This is a genomic window from Amycolatopsis sp. NPDC104587 (assembly GCF_055583645.1).
On record NZ_JBVJNO010000024.1, the window covers coordinates 42,264 to 59,182 of the forward strand.

The window sequence follows — 16,919 nt, forward strand, 5'->3', positions numbered from 1 at the left end:
TCCACGCTCAGCCGAACCACAGGGGGTCCGGGGGCGTGCCCCCGGGCGGGGTCTGGGGGTTGCACCCCCAGAAGACACGGGAGGCGCGAGAGTGGTTCGCGCTTTCGGCGAACACACGCCTCCCCTCGCAGCTCCCCTAGATCGCTCGTTTCTTCAGCTTCCGGCGCTCCCGCTCGGACAGACCGCCCCAGATGCCGAAGCGCTCGTCGTGGGCCAGCGCGTACTCAAGGCACTCGTCCTTGACCTCGCAGCCCAGGCAGATCCGCTTGGCTTCACGGGTGGAGCCGCCCTTCTCGGGGAAGAACGCCTCCGGGTCCGTCTGCGCGCACAGAGCGCGTTCCTGCCAATCCTGCTCTTCGTCGGTGGCATCGATGAGCTCGGTGAGATCTCCCAGAGCCTGCTCCGGGATCTCGCCCCAACCCATGACGTGCCCCCATTCCTTCCCATCGGCTTCCAACCGCACGTCCGCCTCCTCGCTCCCTAGCACTCCCCAGGCTGGCGGTGGTGAAACGACACTCGCCGTCCCCTCGACGGCGAATGACATCACTGTGATTACACCCGTGTAGTGCGGTCAGGTCAAGCGGAGTAGCGAGTTCGGGGGACCCTTCGGCCCGATCGCGCAAGGGGACACGCCGGTAACTTCACACCGGGCATACGGAAGACTGGAGGCGTGCAGAAGTCAGCAGTGCGCCCCAGCCCGGTCTTCCTCGGCATCCTCGCGCTCACCGTCGCCGGTGGCGTCATGGCCGCGTTCGGTGACATCAACACCATCTTCGTCCGCGACCGCGACCCCCTGCTCATCGCCGGCGTGGTGATCTTCGTCGCCGCCGGCTGGGTGGCGTCGTTGTCGTTGCACGAGTTCGGCCACGCGATGGTCGCCTACCGCGGCGGCGACTACAGCGTCGCCCACAAGGGTTACCTGACCCTCGACGTCCGGAAGTACACCGATCCGGTGCTCTCGATCGTGCTGCCGCTGGTCTTCCTGATCATCGGCGGCATCCCGCTGCCGGGCGGCGCGGTCTGGATCAACCGCGGCGCGCTGCGCTCACGGGGAACGTCGTCGTGGGTGTCACTGGCCGGCCCGCTGAGCAACCTCGCGGTCGGCGCGGCGCTGGCGCTGGTGGTCTCGGTGGTCCCGATGTCGGGCGGCCTCGTGATCGCGATCTCCTACCTGGCGCTCCTGCAGATCGTGACGTTCATCTTGAACATCCTCCCGATCCCGGGCCTCGACGGCTGGGGCGCGATCGAGCCGTACCTGCCCCCGCAGGCGCGCGAGCTCGGCGCGAAGGTCCGCCCGTGGGCGCCGATCATCCTGTTCGCGATCCTGTGGTTCATCAAGCCGGCGAACGCGGCTCTGTGGGACGGCGCGTACTCGATCTTCGGCTTGTTCGGCGGCTACGTGGACGGCGCGCAGATCGGGGCGAGCGTGTTCCGCTTCTGGAACTGACGCCGGGACTCAGCGGCGTATACCCGCGCCTCCACGGCATGCCCGCGGCCCGAGTTGCCGCGCTCACCAGTGGCGACCGCCGCGGGGCAGACGAGCCCGTCGAAGCCGAGCGCCGGGCACCGGCCGGGCGAGGCCTCGTCACGCGGCAAAAGCGGCCCGGATGCGGTCAACGCCCGCGAGACCGTCGGTCGCGCGTGTGCCGAAGCCGCCCTCGCCGAGGGCTCGGCGGCGGGGAAGGTCAGCCCCGGTGCTCCGTCAGCCAAACGTGTGCGCGCTTCCAAGCCACCCGCAGGCCCGAACGCTCACCGAGGTAGTCCCCCGCCGCCCCCACCACGGGGAGCATGCCGATCGCCCGGTGCAGGAAATTGCCGCGGGGGCGCTTCTCCAGCTCGCCCGTGATCGCCAGCAGGCCGCGGCCGAGGCGCCACAGCGTGCTTGCCGCCGCCTTCACCGTCGCCTTGCCGTGCTTCTTCTCGGACTCCGTCAGCTCCTCGGTCAGCTTCGCCGCTTCGTCCGCCTCCGCCGCTTCGTCGTGGTCCGGGTGCCGGCCCGCCGCCAGGTCCGGGTCGACGTCGCGCTCGAAGAGCACCCACGCGATCAGCCGGACCCTCGTGCCGACGTCGGTGACGCCGTACTCGCCCGCGATCGCGCACAGCAGCAGCCCCTGGGACGCCGTTCCCAGCGCGTCCTGCACCGGGAGCCGGTCGGCCAATGCTCCGCCGAGGCCGGGGATCGACGTCAGCAGCGCCGTGAAGCGGCCGACGCGGTTCATCCACCAGCTCGACCGGTCGTACCCCGTCATCCGCGCCCACGCGGCCGTGCCGGGCACCTTCACCGACGTCACGCCGTGGATCAGCTTCGCCTTGAGCCCGGACTCGACACCGGCGAGGTCGTCGGTCTCCTCCCGCCGGGCGCGCGCCTGCAGTCCGAACGGGTCGGACTCGCGCAGCGCGTCCAGCATCGGCCCGCACGCCCGCACGAACGGCCGCAGCACCGCCACGACCTGCTTGTCCGAAATCGCCTCAGCCACGTCCCGGTTTCCTTCCCGCCGCCCGGCCCAGCCCGCCGCCGAGCACCATCGCGCCGGGCAGCGCGCTGGCGCCGAGCAGGAGCAGCGCCCGCCAGTCCTGGATCAGCACGAGATCACCGCCCGGGCCCAGCATGCCGACTCCGAAGACGACGAGCACCCACACGGCGAGGGGTACCCACGAAAGAGAGGGACGCACCAGCTTCGCCGTGGTCGCCACCAGCCAGGGGGTCGTCACCGCGCCGACCAGCACGGTCACCGGCACCGGCACCACCCCGATCCGCAGCGGCAGGAAGAACAGCTCCAGCACGCCGAGCAGCACGGTGTCGAAGGCGAGCAGCACGAGGAGCAGCCACTGCTCCCGGGTCAGTGGCTCCGGCACGGTCACAGCCCGCCGAACAGGTCGTCCGCCGCGCCCTCGGCCGGCCCGTGGGCCAGCACGAAGGAGTCCTTCGCGGGGATTGGCTGGGCGATCTCGTTCGTGAGGGCGAAGTACGGGACGGCGCCGTCGACCACGGTCAGCTGCGTCGCGTGCGCGCGCAGTGCCGCGATCTTCGCCGGGAGGTACGCGGCGACGTCGAGCGTCGTCGTGATCCCTTCGTCCGGGGTTGTCGGCAGCTCGTCGTCCGGCGGGACGCGGTAGGCGGGCGGCTCGCCGGCCCGCAGCGCGGCCAGCCCGGCGTGCGTCACGCTCCTGGCCGCCACCGTGTGGAACACGCGCACGACCGGCTCGGCGCGGGTCGCCGCCGCCATCGTCACCTCGTGCGCGCGGATGTGGTCGGGGTGGCCGTAACCGCCGAAGGCGTCGTAGGTGACGACGACCTGCGGCCGCACCTGGTCGATCAGCTCGGCGAGCTGCGCGGTCTGCTCGTCGAGCGAGCCGCCGGTGAACGCCCGCGGGTGCGACGCCGACGGCGTGCCCGCCATGCCCGAATCGCGCCACCGGCCGATCCCGCCCAGGTAACGATGTCGTGACACCCCCAGCGCGGCGCACGCGGCCTTCAGCTCGGCGACGCGGTACCCGCCCAGCTGGTCGGCGGCCCAGGCGCCCAGGCCGGCGAGCTCGGGCAGGCCGGCCATGACCTCACCCTCCTCACCGAGCGTGCAGGTCACCACGGTCACCTCGGCCCCCTCGGCGGCGTATCGTGCGATCGTGGCGCCGGTGGTGATGCTCTCGTCGTCGGGATGGGCGTGGACGAAGAGCAGCCTGCGCGGTACCGGGGAGATCACGGGTTGAGCGTAATTCCCGTGCTCCGACCTTCGTCGGGGACACCCTCGGTTATCCTCGCGCGAGTCGCGACCGCCGCGTCGCGATCGTCTGTACCCCCACGAAGGGCATCTTGGTGAGCACTGAAGCAACTTCGGCGGACGTCGCCGGCGTGTCCGGATCCGTTCTGTCGATCTCCGACCTGAGCGTGTCGTTCCAGACCGAGGACGGCGTCGTGAACGCCGTCAAGGGCATCGGGTTCGACGTCAAGCCCGGCGAGATCGTCGCCGTGGTCGGGGAGTCCGGGTCCGGCAAGTCCGTCACGTCGATGTCGGTGCTGGGCCTGCTGCCCAAGACCAGCCGGATCGCCGGCGAGCTCCGCCTCGGAGAGCGCAACCTCGCGGACCTCAAAGAGAAGGACATGCAGAAGATCCGCGGCAACCAGGTCGCGATGATCTTCCAGGAGCCGATGACCGCGCTGAACCCGGTCTACACCGTCGGCTGGCAGCTGCGCGAGGCCCTGCGCTCCCACCAGGAGATCTCCAAGGCCGCCGCGGACGCGCGCGCCGTCGAGCTGCTCGACATGGTCGGCATCCCGAACCCGGAGCTGCGGTTCAAGCAGTACCCGCACCAGCTGTCGGGCGGTCTGCGCCAGCGCGTCGTCATCGCCATGGCGATTTCGTGCGACCCGAAGGTGATCATCGCCGACGAGCCGACCACCGCGCTCGACGTCACGGTGCAGGCGGAGATCCTGGGCTTGCTGCGCAAGCTGCGCGACACCCTCGACACCGCGATCGTGCTGATCACCCACGACATGGGCGTCGTCGCCGACATGGCCGACCGCGTCATCGTGATGTACCAGGGCGAGATCGTCGAAGAGGCTCCTTCTCGCGAGCTGTTCGCGTCGCCGAAGGAGGACTACACCCGGCGGCTGCTGGCCGCGGTGCCGGTGCTCGGCCAGCGTCCGGAGGGGCGCCGCCTGCTCGACGACGCCGGGATCGCCTCCGACAGCACCGAGGCGGCCAAGATCGCCGAGGAGATCCGGCTGGCCGACGCCGAGCTGGAAGCCGTGATCGAGGAGGCCGCGCCGGCCCTCGAGATCAAGAACCTGGTGCTCGAGTACCCCGGCCGCCGCGGCCAGAACAAGAACCGCGCGGTCGACGACGTCTCGCTGACCATCGCCAAGGGCGAGATCGTCGGCCTGGTGGGCGAGTCCGGCTCGGGCAAGACGACCGTCGGGCGGTGCGCCGTCGGCCTGCTGCGGGCGACCGAGGGCACCATCGCGATCGCCGGCAAGGACATCACCCAGATGTCGGCCAAGGAGATCCGGCCGCTGCGCCGCTTCTTCTCGATCGTGTTCCAGGACCCGGCGTCCACCTTGGACCCGAAGATGACGATCGGTGAGTCGATCGCCGAGCCGATGGTGCTGCACAAGGTGCTGTCCGGCAAGGAGCTGTCGGCCCGCGTGCGGTCGCTGCTCGACAAGGTCGAGCTGGGCGGGCACTACATGAACCGCTACCCGCACGAGCTCTCCGGTGGCCAGCGCCAGCGCGTCGCGATCGCCCGCGCGCTGTCCCTCGACCCGGCGCTGCTGATCGCGGACGAGCCGACGTCGGCGCTGGACGTGTCGGTGCAGGCCCGCGTGCTGGACCTGTTCCTCGACCTGCAGCAGTCGCTGCAGTTCGCCTGCCTGTTCATCAGCCACGACCTGGCGGTGGTCGACCTGCTCGCCGACCGCGTCGCGGTGATGCAGCACGGCAAGCTCGTCGAGATCGGCACCCGCGACCAGGTGCTGCACTCGCCGCAGCAGGACTACACGCGCCGTCTCCTGTCGGCGGCCCCGGTCGCCGACCCGGTGCTGCAGGCCGAGCGCCGCGCGGCCTGGGAGGCCGGCAAGCTGGCCCCGGTCGCCGACTGACCCAAGCGCCCCAAGGCGGCCTTCGGTGCGTCTCACGCACCGAAGGCCACCTTGGTTGCGTCTGACGCACCCAAGGCCACATTGGGGCGCTTGAAGGCCGGCGTCAGCCGACGCGGATTCGGGGGTCCAGGATGCCGTACAGGAGGTCCGCCACCAGGTTCGCGATCACCACGCTCGCCGCGATCACCACCAGCCAGCCCATCAGCACCTGGGGGTCGTTCTTGTTGACCGCCTCCACCAGCAGCGTGCCCATGCCGTGCCAGTTGAAGACCGTCTCCGTGATGATCGCGCCGGTCACCGTGGCGCCGAAGTTGACCGAGAACAGCGTCATCACCGGGATCAGCGCGTTGCGGAACGCGTGGCGCCAGATCACCCGGCTGTTCGACGCGCCCTTCGCGCGCGCTGTACGCACGTAGTCGGCGCCCAGGACCTCCAGCATCGACGCCCGCTGGAAACGGCTGTACGCGGCGAACGTGATGGCCATGATGGACAGTGTCGGCAGCAGGAACGCGCCGACGTACTTCGCGAGCGCGTCGCCCACGCCGGTGGCCGAGAGGCTCTCCGGGCTCGTCGTGCGCAGCCAGGGGTCGCCGAGGACGTCGGCCAGGCCCAGGTCGCGCACCCAGATGTTGGCGCGGATCGCGTAGCCCTTGAGGACGATCGCGACGCAGAAGATCGGCATCGAGAACATCAGGAACGCCAGCGTCGTCGCCGCGTAGTCCCAGATCGAGTACTGCTTGACCGCCGCGAGCACCCCGACCAGCACACCGAAGAAGAGCGCCAGGAGTGAGGCCGCGAGCACCAGCTCGAGCGTCACCCCGAACGCGGCCATCACCTTCGGCTGCACCGGCGTGAACGCGTTGCCCTGGGCGATCGAGATGCCCCAGTCGCCGCTGAGGAAGTGCCCGAGCCAGGTGAAGTAGCGGGAGACGACGCTCTGGTCGAGGCCGAGCTTGTGCTCGGTGTCGGCGATCGCCTGTGCGCTGATCCCGGGTTTGCTCCGCAGCTCGCCGAGCGGGTCGCCGGTGTTGGCCACCATGACAAAACAGAGGAACGTGCCGACCAGCAGGACCGGGATCGAGATGACCAGCCGGCGGAGCACGTAGAGCACCAGGTTCATCCGAAACCCCCAGTTCCGGCGGCCCTCACGGCGGTGAACGGACGCGGGGGCGACCGGAACCCGGTCACCCCCGCGTCGTGCGTTCAGGCCTTCATTCTCCGCTGGCGCGGGTCGAAGGCGTCGCGAAGACCGTCACCGATGAAGTTGATCGTCAGTGAAATCAGCACGAGCACGATGAACGGCCCGAAGAACAGCGCCGGCCGCGTCTGCAGCTGGGCGTAGTTCTCCAGGATGACGCGGCCGAGCGAGGTGTCCGGCAGCTGGACACCGAGGCCGATGAACGACAGCGCGGCTTCCGCCAGCACGGCCTGCGCGACCGCGAGGGTCGCGTTGACCGTGATGCTGCCGACCATGTTCGGCACCAGGTGCTTGAAGATGATCCTGGTGACGCCGGCTCCCGAAGCGCGCGCCGCGTCGACGAACTCGCGCTGCGACAACGACATCGCTTCGGCCCGGGTGATCCGGGCGATGGGCATCCACGCGAACGCCGACAGCACCAGCGCGACGATGTACCACGTGCCGCCGCCGAACACCTTGGCGAGGATGGCCGCCGCGGCGATCTGCGGGATGATCAGGAACAGGTCCGTCACCCGGGAGATCGCCGAGTCGGTGAACCCGCGCAGGTAGCCGGCGACCGCGCCGAACACCACACCGATCACGGTGGCGAGGATCGACACCGTCAGCGCGATCAGCAGCGAGTACTGCGTCCCGCGCAGCACCTGCGACACCATGTCCTTGCCGACCTGGGTCGTGCCGAGCGGGAAGTCGCCGTTGGGCTTGGCGAACGACGGGAACGAGCTGTCCTGGTAGCTGTGCTTCCAGAAGATCGGCATCAGGATGCTGAGCAGCACGATGAGGACCAGCACGGCCGTCGACGCCATCGCCAGCTTGTGGTGCAGGAACTTGCGCAGCACCAGCTTGCCCTGGCTGCGCGGCTCCGGCAGGGCCTCCGAAGGGAGCGTGCCTTCGGTGCTCGCGGCTTCGCTCGCGATAAGAGAGTTCAAGTCAGCCAACGCGAATCCTCGGGTCCAGGATGCCGTACATCAGGTCGGCGATCAGGTTGGCGATGATCACGAGGGAGGCGATCACCACGAGCCAGCCCATCATGACCTGAGTGTCGTTCTTCGTGACCGCTTCCACCAGCAACGTGCCCATACCGTGCCAGTTGAAGACCGTTTCGGTGATGATGGCGCCGGCGAGAACCGAGCCGAAGTTCACCGAGAACAGCGTCGTCACGGGGATGAGGGCGTTGCGGAACGCGTGCCGGAAGATGACCCGGCCGTTGGCGAGGCCCTTGGCGCGCGCGGTGCGCACGTAGTCCGAGCCCATGACCTCGAGCATCGAAGCGCGCTGGAACCGGCTGTACGCGGCGAAGCTGATCGCCATGATCGACAGGGTCGGCAGCAGGTACGCGCCGATCGTGCTGGTTATGAAGTCCCCGACGCCGTCGGTCTTCAGCTGCTCCGGGCTGGTGGTCCGCAGCCAAGGGTTGCCGAGCACGTCGGACAGGCCCAGGTCGCGCACCCAGCCGTTGATCTCGATCGCGTAGCGCTTCAGCACGATCGCGACGCAGAAGATCGGCATCGAGAAGAGCAGGAACGCGAGGGTGGTCGCGATGTAGTCGATGATCGAGTACTGCTTCACGGCGGCCAGCACACCGATGATGATGCCGATGACCAGCGCGAGGATCTCGGCCCCGACGACCAGCTTGAAGGTGACGCCGAGAGCGGCCATCACCTTGGGGGCGACCGGCGCGAGGGCGTTGCCCTGGGCGATGGAGATGCCCCAGTCGCCGGTCAGGAAGTCACCGAGCCACGAGAAGTAGCGGGGGATGATGCCCTGGTCGAGACCGAGCTTGGTGGCCGTGGCGGCCAGCGCTTCCTTGCTGATCTGCGGGTTCTGCCGCAGCTCACCCAGCGGGTCGCCGGTGCCGGCGACCATGACGAAACACAAGAAAGTCCCGACCAGCAGGACGGGGATCGATATCGCCAGACGGCGAAGGATGTAGATCACCAGGTTCAACGAACTGCTCCTCATCCGGGCCTGGTCGTCAGAAGTGCGCTGGACCGCTACCCGGTTGTCTACCGTAGTGGTGGTAACCCTACGGTCAACAGCTACTTCCGGTGGGTACCGGGGGCCCGGCTTGTGGCCGGACCCCCAGTACCTCCCAGGTCATCTGGAGCGAGGGGAAAGAAGAGTCGGGACGAGCCCTACTTCTTCTGCTCCCACTCGCCGACGTTCCACAGAACACCGTCGTACGACTGCATGTAGACGCGGTCGACGCCCTTGAACGCCCACATGCTCGGCGTCTGGAACAGCGGCAGCGAAGCGTAGTCGTCCGCGATGGCCTTGTCGGCCTCCTGGTACTTCTGCAGCTTGACCTGCTCGTCGGTGGCCTTCACCGCGGCGGTGTACGGGTCGTCGATCTTCTTGTCGCACAGCGCCTGGTAGTTCTGCTCACCACCGTTGTCCGGGCAGACGTAGATCGAGCGCGACTCCGCCTTGAACGGCTGGGCGGACCAGCCGAACAGCGCGATGTCGTAGTCACCGGTCGAGACGCGGCCACCCTTGAGGAAGTTGGCGTCCGTCTCGTCCTTGACCTCGATGCCCGCGGCCTTGGCCTGCGAGATGATGATCTCGACGGTCTGGCTGCGACGCGCGTTCTGGTTGTGCGTGATCTTGAACGAGGCACGCACGCCGTTCTTCGCGAAGATGCCGTCGCCACCCTTGACCCAGCCGGCGTCGGTCAGGGTCTTGGCCGCCGCGTCGGCGCCCAGGCCCGCCTTGCTGCTGTACAGGTCGGTGTAGCCCTCTTCACCCTGGAAGAACACCAGGCTGTTGAGCGGCTCCGCGTCCGCCTGGACCTCCTTGAGCAGCTTGTCGGTGATCTCCTTGCGGTTCACCGACTCGAAGAACGCCTTGCGCAGGTCCTTGTCCGCGAACATGCGCTTGAAGTTCAGGTCGAGGTGCTCGTAGGTCAGCTGCGGGGCCGAACCGTAGGTCACGCCCTGCGCCGCGAGGCCCTTCATCGTCTGGGCCGCGGTGGCGTCCGGCTGGGTCGACGCCGCGACGTCGATCTCACCGTTCTGCAGCGCGGTCGCCATGGCCTTGGTGTCTTCCATGGCGCGGACGACGACCTTCGACGGGCCACCCTTGCCGCCCGCCCACTGCGGGTTCTTCTCGAGGGTGACGGCCTTCTGGTTGGCGTCGAACGCGGTGATCTTGTACGGGCCCGACGACGGCATGATGTCCGCCTTGAAGCCCTTCCACTCGTTCGTCCAGAAGTCACCGGCGGCCTTGACCTGGGCCGGGTCGCCGGTCGGGGCCAGCTTGGTGATGTCGGCAATGCCGGTCTTGGCCTCGAGGATGTGCGCGGGCATGATCGCCGGAGCGTTGAACAGGCCCTTGTAGTCGAGGTACGGCTCGCTGTAGTCGGTGACGAAGGTCAGGTTGTCCTTGCAGGTCGCCTTGTTGATCAGCGAGTAGCCGGTGGTCGAAGCCGAGTTGAACGGGTTCTTGCCGTCCGGGCCCTTGGCCAGGCCGCTCTGCGACAGCCACGCCAGGTACATGTCCTTGCAGTCGTACGGCTGACCGTCCGACCACTTGATGTTCGGCTTGATCTTGTAGGTGACCTGCTGCGGTTCCTTCGACGTGACGTCCCACGACTCGAAGACGTCGCTGTTCAGCAGCACCTTGTTGTTGCCGTCGAGCTTCAACGTACCGGAGAGCACCGCGGCCAGGATGTAGTTGTTGTACGAGCTGTTGGTGTCCGGGGTCTGGTTGTTGTACCCCGAGTACCCGTCGTCGATACCGATCGTGACGGTACCGTCGTACGCCTGCGTGTCCGCGAGCTTGAACAGGTCACCGGTCTCGGCCTTGCCGACAGCCATCGCCTTGACGTCGGTCGACGATCCGTTGGTGTCCGTGCTGCCCGAACCCGAATCGCCGCCGCTGCAGGCGCTCAGCAGCAGCGAAGCGCCGGCGACGAGCGACAAAGCGGAGACTGCTTTGGATCTCCTCATGAAGTGTGCCCTCCTAGCACTGAGCCCTTGAATATCGGGACAAGGGCCCACACCGCTCCGGTTTGGATGGGCCGGAGCCTACGACACGCCAAGCGACACTCAACTGGCGCACTGCGGGTGCACGCTAGAAAGGAAAAGCACCGACAGTCACCAGTTCAGGGTCGATCGTGACCAAAGGGTGACTTCCAGTGGACATCCAGAAATACGACGGTTACCTCACGGATTCAAAGACTCCTACTCGAAGGCGTCAGTGAAGATCACCCGGTAGTACTGAATGCGTAGCCGAGCGATTACTTCGGGCCGCGAGTCCAGTTCACCGCCGACCCGAACGGGCCCACCATGGGGGGACCCGGCGTGACGCCCGAGATGCCGGAGCCGATCGCCAGGGTGTCAGCCATCTGGAACAGCGGAATCACCACGTTCTGGCGCCAAAGTTCAGGCTCAAGAGTGGTCAGCGCTTCGGCGATCGGGGTCGCCCCGGACAGCGCCGCGTCGATCGACGGCTGCAGCGCCGGGTCGCAGAACCCGGCCGAATTGCCCGGAACGACGGGTTTGTTCGGGTCGGCGTTCGTGGCGGTCTGCTCCAGCCGGCAGCCGAACGTCGACGCGAGCACCGACGCCGTGTCGCCGCCGGTCGCCTGCGGCACGACGGCGATGTCGATCCCGACGTTGCCCGCCGAGTCGCCGGTCGGCTGCTGGACCCCGTCGACCACCGGCATCGCGAGCAGGCCACCGAACAGGTCGCGCGGCTGCGGCGTGATCGCGTTGACCTCGACGCCCTGCGCCGCGAGCTCGCCGGTGAGCTCCTTCGCGATCGTCGCGTACGGCTCCTGCGTGCCCGGCGAGGCGATGACCAGCGAGAGCGCCTTGCCGTTCTTGCGCCAGCTGCCCGCGGTCTTGGTGTAGCCGGCCGCCTTCAGCGACTCCTCGGCCTTGGCGAGGTCGGGCGCGGTGGGCGGGCCGGGCGGGATGGTCGCCGTGTACCCGGCGACCGACGGCGGCTTGACCTGCGCGTCGGCGTGCAGCTGCGCCGACGGGCCGCCGTTGACGCCCTCGGTGATCAGCTTGGTCCGGTCGATCATCGCGGCGATCCCGGCGCGGACCTGCGTGTCCTGCAGCGTGGCGCTGACCGGGCGCAGCAGCACGTCGGCGACCAGCGGCCGGGCCACGGTGTGCAGCTTGACCGCCGGGCCGAGGTCGCCGAGCCGCTTGAGCCCGTCGCCGTCGGTCCTGGCGAGCGCGAACTGGTCGTTGCCGCTCTGCAACGCGGCCAGCAGCGTCTGCCGGTCCGAGCGGCGCAGCACGATCCGGTCGATCGCGGCGGGTTTCTCCCAGTAGCGCTCGTTGCGCTCGAGGATGACCTCGCCGCGGGCGGTGTCGAGGCTCTTGATCGAGAACGGGCCGGCGATGGCCGGGAAGTTCGAGGCCAGCGCCCCGCGCCAGCCGTCGGGGGCGTCCTTGAGCAGGTGGGCGGGCAGCAGGTCCGAGAAGAGCGTCTGCCAGCCGGGATACGGCTTCGCGAAGGTGACCTCGACGCGCTTGCCGCCTTCGCGGGACTGCAGGTCGGTGATCTGCCGGTAGCCGGCGGGGCCGATCACGCCGGGCTGGTCGCGCATCTGGGTGCGCAGGTAGTCGAAGTCCTCGGCGGCGATGGGCGCGCCGTCGGACCAGGACGCGTCCGGCCGGATGTCGTACCCGACCACGAACGGCTGCTGCGAGACCACCGCCGCGGACTTCATGAGGTTCTTGTCCAGCTGGGTGCTGCCGTCGTCCTTCTGGCGGAACACCGAGGGCAGCAGCAGCTGCGAGAGCGCCGAGGTCACCTGCGAGGAGTCCGCGAGGTTGTGCGGGTTGTACCCACCGAGCACGTCGTCGACCCCGACGACGATCTGCGACGGCGTCTTGCCGGTGGTCGACACCGGCGCCACCGACGACGAGACGACCGGCGGTGGCGGGGTGTTCGAGCAGGCGGCGAGCAGCACGGCCGCGAGTGCCAGTACCGGCCCCGCCTTGCGATTCACCCGCACGCCCCGTCCTCCCAGATTCTCCCCGATCGGGTCAGCCATGCTCCCATGACCGCCTTCGCGTCCGGAACCGAGATTCCCACACCCGGATCGGCCGGGTCCGGCACCCCTTGGTGCCACTATCGAAAAGGACGCACGGAGGACCGTCCGGGTTCCCGGACCGTTCCGGAACGGCGGAACGAACACGGCCCGGACACGGGACGGGATTCACGCGAGGGTGAACACCAGGCTTCGAAGCCGTCGGAGCCCTATAAAGATATAAGGAGAAGAACGGCCGAATTCGTGACTTCGGGTCGGCCGGATATCCACCCAGGGTGACCGGCAGCGGAAACGAAAAACCTCCCGGCGGTGACCGCCGGGAGGTTTTCGCGATTTCGGATCAGGCGTTGTCGCGGCTCTTCGCGCGCGAACGCTCCTTCGCACGGGTGTTGACGTCGAGCGTGACCTTGCGGACGCGCACGACCGCCGGCGCGACCTCGACGCACTCGTCGACCGAGCAGAACTCCAGCGCCTCTTCCAGGCCCATCTTGCGCGGGCGGGCCAGCGTCTCCATCACGTCGGCGGAGGACTGACGCATGTTCGTCAGCTTCTTCTCCTTGGTGATGTTGATGTCGAGGTCCTCGAAGCGCGGGTTCTCGCCCACGACCATGCCCTCGTACACCTCGGCGCCCGGCTCTACGAAGAACGTGCCGCGGTCGGCCAGCTGGATCATCGCGTACGCGGTGACCGGGCCGGTCCGGTCGGCGACCAAGGAGCCGCTGTGCCGGGTGCGGATCTCGCCCGCCCACGGGAAGTAACCCTCGAACACGTGGTTCGCGATGCCGGTGCCGCGGGTCTCGGTGAGGAAGTCGGTGCGGAAGCTGATCAGGCCGCGCGACGGGAGCACGTACTCGAGCTTGATCCGGCCGCTGCCGTTGCCGCTCATGTCCTCCATGCGGCCCTTGCGGGCGGCCAGGAGCTGGGTGATCGCGCCGAGATGCTCTTCCGGCGAGTCGATGTAGAGACGCTCGAACGGCTCGTGCAGCTTGCCGTCGATCGTGCGCAGCACCACCTGCGGCTTGCCGACGGTCAGCTCGAAGCCCTCGCGCCGCATCTGCTCGACGAGGATGGCCAGCGCCAGCTCACCACGGCCCTGGACCTCCCAGGTGTCGGGGCGCTCGGTCGGCAGGACGCGGATCGAGACGTTGCCGATCAGCTCCTGGTCGAGGCGGGCCTTGACCAGCCGCGCGGTGACCTTGTCACCGCCGTTGCGCCCGGCCAGCGGCGAGGTGTTGACGCCGATGGTCATCGAGATCGCGGGCTCGTCGACGGTGATCCGGGGCAGCGCCACCGGCGTCTCGGAGTCGGCGAGGGTGTCGCCGATCGTGATGTCCGGGATACCGGCGATGGCGACGAGCTCGCCCGCGCTGGCCTCGGTCGCCGGGACGCGGGTGAGCGCCTCGGTGACCAGCAGCTCGGAGATGCGGACGTTCTGCACCGTGCCGTCTTCGCGCATCCAGGCCACGGTCTGGCCCTTGCGGAGCTTGCCGGCGTGGATGCGGATCAGCGCGATGCGGCCGAGGAAGTTCGACGCGTCGAGGTTGGTGACCAGCGCCTGCAGCGGCGCGTCGAGGTCGGCGGCCGGCGGCGGCACGTGCCGGAGCAGCGTGTCGAACAGCGGGTCGAGGTTCTCGCTCTCGGGGATCTCCCCGTCGGCGGGCTGCTCCAGGCTCGCCTTGCCGGCGCGCGCGGAGGCGTAGACGACCGGGAGGTCGAGGATCGCGTCGTGGTCGGCGTCCTCGATGTCGCTGGCCAGCTCGAGCAGCAGGTCGTGGGTCTCCTCGACGACCTCGGCGATGCGGGCGTCCGGCCGGTCGGTCTTGTTGACCAGCAGGATCACCGGCAGGCCGGCTTCGAGGGTCTTGCGCAGCACGAAGCGGGTCTGCGGGAGCGGGCCCTCGGACGCGTCGACCAGCAAGACGACGCCGTCGACCATGGCCAGGCCGCGCTCGACCTCACCGCCGAAGTCGGCGTGGCCGGGGGTGTCGATGACGTTGATCGTCACCGAGCCCTCGGGCGTCTGGCGGTGGATGGAGGTGTTCTTCGCGAGGATCGTGATGCCCTTTTCGCGCTCCAGCTCCCCGGAGTCCATCACGCGGTCGACGACCTCGGCGCGTTCGGCGAAGGCGCCGGACTGCCGGAGCATGGCGTCCACGAGGGTCGTCTTGCCGTGGTCGACGTGGGCGACGATCGCGACGTTGCGCAGGTCGGGCCGGGTCTTACCGGTCGCCCGGCCGGTTTCGACGGTAGCGCTGGCTGCGGGCACGCGAGAACTCCTGAACTTCAAGGGTTGGATGGCCGCGTAAGCCCGTCAGGCATCCCGTGACCGGCTCTGGTCACACGCGGACCTCACCCAGGATACCTGCCACCCCATTGTGAGCGGCCCCACGCCCCCACGTCGGTTAGGCTGACCTAACGTGGAAACCCGGTGAACGTCGCCGAATCGGAAGGTGCGTGCGCGTGGGCAAGAAGCCGCAGGACCCGCGAAAGGTCGTGCGCAAGCTGATGAAGGCCGGCAAGGTCAAGAAGAAGTGCTGCCGGTCGAAGCCGCGCTGCAAGAAGTGCCCGGTGCTCGCGCTGAAGAAGGCGAAGGAGAAGCTGGACCTCGCCGCCTAGCTCAGTGCGTGACCGCTTCGTTGAGCAGCCGCAGCTCCGGAGCGGTCTTGGTCGGCGAGAACTCGATGACCTCGTACTGGGCGAGGTGCTTCACCGCGAAGGGGTCCGCCGCCAGGATTGCGTCCAGCTTCCCCCGGGACATCGGGCGCGCGATGATCACCCCGCCGACCCGCGGCTTCCGCGCTCCGGAGGCGAGGAAGAGACCACGCTCGTACTGCCGGTCCAGCCACTCGACGTGGTCCGGCAGCGCCGAGTCGACTTCTTCGATCGGTGCGGTGTAGGTCAGCAGCACGGCGAACATGGTTACGACGGTAGACCCGCTCGGCTATGCTCGCTCCATGCACGCGCAGACTGCCAGCTGGTGGCCGCCCTCGGCGGCCCACTGACCCTGCGCTGAACTCCAGCGGCCGCCCCGGACGGGCGGCCTTTTTTGTGCCTTCTCCCGGGGTGGTCCCACCTCGAAGGGAAGACACATGAGCAAGCTGTCCGGCATCACGCCCTCGGGTCACGTCCACCTCGGCAACCACCTCGGCGCCGTCCGCCGCTGGGCTCGCGAAGGCGGGCCGGACGACCTGTACTTCGTCGCCGACCTGCACGGCATGACGACTCCGCACAACCCGGCGAAACTCCGATCCTTGGCGAGGGAGCAGCTCGCCGTGCTCATCGCCGCCGGCATCGACCCGGAGCGCGTGTTCGTCCAGTCCGACCTGGCCCGCGAGCTGGGCGCGCTGACCTGGGTCCTGGAGTGCACCTGCAACTACGGCGAGGCCGCGCGGATGATCCAGTTCAAAGAAAAATCAGCGGCGCGCAGCGCCTCCGTTGAGGGCGGTGGCGGGGGCATGGATGGAAAGTCGAAGGGCCAGGCGGGCGTGCGGCTGTCGCTGCTGACCTACCCGGCGCTGATGGCCGCGGACATCCTCCTGCAGGGCGCGGACGAGGTGCCGGTCGGTGAGGACCAGCGCCAGCACGTCGAGCTGACACGCACGCTCGCCAAGCGCTTCAACAGCACGTACGGCGAGGTGTTCACGATCCCGGAGGCCGTGCTCCCGCCCGCGGGCGCGCGGGTGAAGGACCTGACCGACCCGACGCGCAAGATGTCGAAGTCGACGCGGGACGCGGTCGGCGTGGTGTTCGTGCTCGACGAGCCCGACCAGGTCCGCCGCAAGATCCGCCGCGCGGTCACCGACGGCGGTTCCGTGCCGGTGCACAGCCCGGACACCCGGCCGGGGATGGCGAACCTGCTGGAGATCCTCGCCGCGTGCCGGGGTGGTTCCCCGGCGGACCTGGCCGAGGAGTTCACGTCGTACGGAGCGGTGAAGGACGCCGTCGCGGACGCCGTGATCGAGGAGCTGCGGCCCGTGCGTGAACGAGCGTTAACCCTGCTGGAAGACGCCGCCGAGCTGGAGAAGGTCCGCAAAGCGGGCGCCGAGCGCGCGCGGGAACGCGGCTCCCATCGGGTCGACGCGGCGCTGCGGATGATCGGCGCCTGTTGAAAGGCC

The 16,919-nt window shown here is 68.7% G+C and carries 15 protein-coding genes; 4 read left to right on the forward strand and 11 right to left on the reverse strand.

All coding sequences use genetic code 11. The annotated features are described in order from the left end of the window. Positions 1 to 136 precede the first annotated feature (136 nt). The gene (locus ACZ61C_RS45710; RefSeq protein ID WP_465314302.1) at positions 137 to 424 is read right to left on the reverse strand and encodes a WhiB family transcriptional regulator; all 288 of its coding nucleotides are present in this window, start codon (positions 422 to 424) and stop codon (positions 137 to 139) included. A gap of 261 nt (positions 425 to 685) precedes the next feature. On the opposite strand from ACZ61C_RS45710, the gene ACZ61C_RS45715 reads away from it, so the two are divergent. Then, a complete protein-coding gene (locus ACZ61C_RS45715) occupies positions 686 to 1,447 on the forward strand; it encodes a site-2 protease family protein (protein WP_465314303.1) in 762 nt (253 codons plus the stop codon). A gap of 238 nt (positions 1,448 to 1,685) precedes the next feature. Here ACZ61C_RS45715 and ACZ61C_RS45720 read toward each other — a convergent pair whose 3' ends face one another. The 3 genes from ACZ61C_RS45720 to mshB are packed head-to-tail and all read right to left on the reverse strand — an operon-like array spanning position 1,686 to position 3,704. After that, positions 1,686 to 2,477 carry a hypothetical protein gene (locus ACZ61C_RS45720; RefSeq protein WP_465314247.1) on the reverse strand — a complete coding sequence of 264 codons (792 nt, stop codon included), beginning with the start codon at positions 2,475 to 2,477 and terminating at the stop codon, positions 1,686 to 1,688. Beyond that, the gene (locus ACZ61C_RS45725; protein ID WP_465314248.1) at positions 2,470 to 2,862 is read right to left on the reverse strand and encodes a hypothetical protein; all 393 of its coding nucleotides are present in this window, start codon (positions 2,860 to 2,862) and stop codon (positions 2,470 to 2,472) included. The genes ACZ61C_RS45720 and ACZ61C_RS45725 overlap by 8 nt, the downstream gene beginning before the upstream one ends. Next, positions 2,859 to 3,704 carry an N-acetyl-1-D-myo-inositol-2-amino-2-deoxy-alpha-D-glucopyranoside deacetylase gene (gene mshB / locus ACZ61C_RS45730; protein ID WP_465314249.1) on the reverse strand — a complete coding sequence of 282 codons (846 nt, stop codon included), beginning with the start codon at positions 3,702 to 3,704 and terminating at the stop codon, positions 2,859 to 2,861. The genes ACZ61C_RS45725 and mshB overlap by 4 nt, the downstream gene beginning before the upstream one ends. 113 nt (positions 3,705 to 3,817) lie before the next feature. On the opposite strand from mshB, the gene ACZ61C_RS45735 reads away from it, so the two are divergent. Further along, the gene (locus ACZ61C_RS45735; RefSeq protein ID WP_465314250.1) at positions 3,818 to 5,599 is read left to right on the forward strand and encodes an ABC transporter ATP-binding protein; all 1,782 of its coding nucleotides are present in this window, start codon (positions 3,818 to 3,820) and stop codon (positions 5,597 to 5,599) included. 103 nt (positions 5,600 to 5,702) lie between these two features. Here ACZ61C_RS45735 and ACZ61C_RS45740 read toward each other — a convergent pair whose 3' ends face one another. The 6 genes from ACZ61C_RS45740 to typA form a co-directional block, all read right to left on the reverse strand. Beyond that, complete coding sequence (locus ACZ61C_RS45740; RefSeq protein WP_465314251.1) at positions 5,703 to 6,719, reverse strand: ABC transporter permease; 1,017 nt, start codon at positions 6,717 to 6,719, stop codon at positions 5,703 to 5,705. A gap of 83 nt (positions 6,720 to 6,802) precedes the next feature. After that, positions 6,803 to 7,732, reverse strand: coding sequence for an ABC transporter permease (locus tag ACZ61C_RS45745; protein ID WP_465314252.1), 930 nt, complete (start codon positions 7,730 to 7,732; stop codon positions 6,803 to 6,805). After that, entirely contained in the window at positions 7,725 to 8,741 is a 1,017-nt protein-coding gene (locus tag ACZ61C_RS45750) for an ABC transporter permease (RefSeq protein WP_465314253.1), read from the reverse strand. Before ACZ61C_RS45750 ends, ACZ61C_RS45745 begins: the two co-directional genes overlap by 8 nt. 188 nt (positions 8,742 to 8,929) lie before the next feature. Then, positions 8,930 to 10,741 carry an ABC transporter family substrate-binding protein gene (locus ACZ61C_RS45755; RefSeq protein ID WP_465314254.1) on the reverse strand — a complete coding sequence of 604 codons (1,812 nt, stop codon included), beginning with the start codon at positions 10,739 to 10,741 and terminating at the stop codon, positions 8,930 to 8,932. 290 nt (positions 10,742 to 11,031) lie between these two features. Then, positions 11,032 to 12,768, reverse strand: a complete 1,737-nt coding sequence (locus ACZ61C_RS45760) for an ABC transporter family substrate-binding protein (protein ID WP_465314255.1) — start codon at positions 12,766 to 12,768, stop codon at positions 11,032 to 11,034. 376 nt (positions 12,769 to 13,144) lie between these two features. Next, complete coding sequence (typA, locus tag ACZ61C_RS45765; RefSeq protein ID WP_465314256.1) at positions 13,145 to 15,070, reverse strand: translational GTPase TypA; 1,926 nt, start codon at positions 15,068 to 15,070, stop codon at positions 13,145 to 13,147. 194 nt (positions 15,071 to 15,264) lie between these two features. Between typA and ACZ61C_RS45770 the strand changes: the two genes are divergently transcribed. Next, positions 15,265 to 15,420: a hypothetical protein gene (locus ACZ61C_RS45770; RefSeq protein WP_465314257.1), complete on the forward strand. Its 156-nt coding sequence runs from the start codon at positions 15,265 to 15,267 to the stop codon at positions 15,418 to 15,420. A gap of 1 nt (position 15,421) precedes the next feature. Here the strand turns inward: ACZ61C_RS45770 and ACZ61C_RS45775 are convergent, their stop codons facing one another. Beyond that, positions 15,422 to 15,721, reverse strand: a complete 300-nt coding sequence (locus ACZ61C_RS45775; protein ID WP_465314258.1) for a YciI family protein — start codon at positions 15,719 to 15,721, stop codon at positions 15,422 to 15,424. 172 nt (positions 15,722 to 15,893) lie between these two features. Here ACZ61C_RS45775 and trpS point away from each other — a divergent pair, with 172 nt between their 5' ends. Continuing rightward, complete coding sequence (gene trpS, locus ACZ61C_RS45780; RefSeq protein WP_465314259.1) at positions 15,894 to 16,913, forward strand: tryptophan--tRNA ligase; 1,020 nt, start codon at positions 15,894 to 15,896, stop codon at positions 16,911 to 16,913. The last annotated feature ends 6 nt before the right edge of the window (positions 16,914 to 16,919 follow it).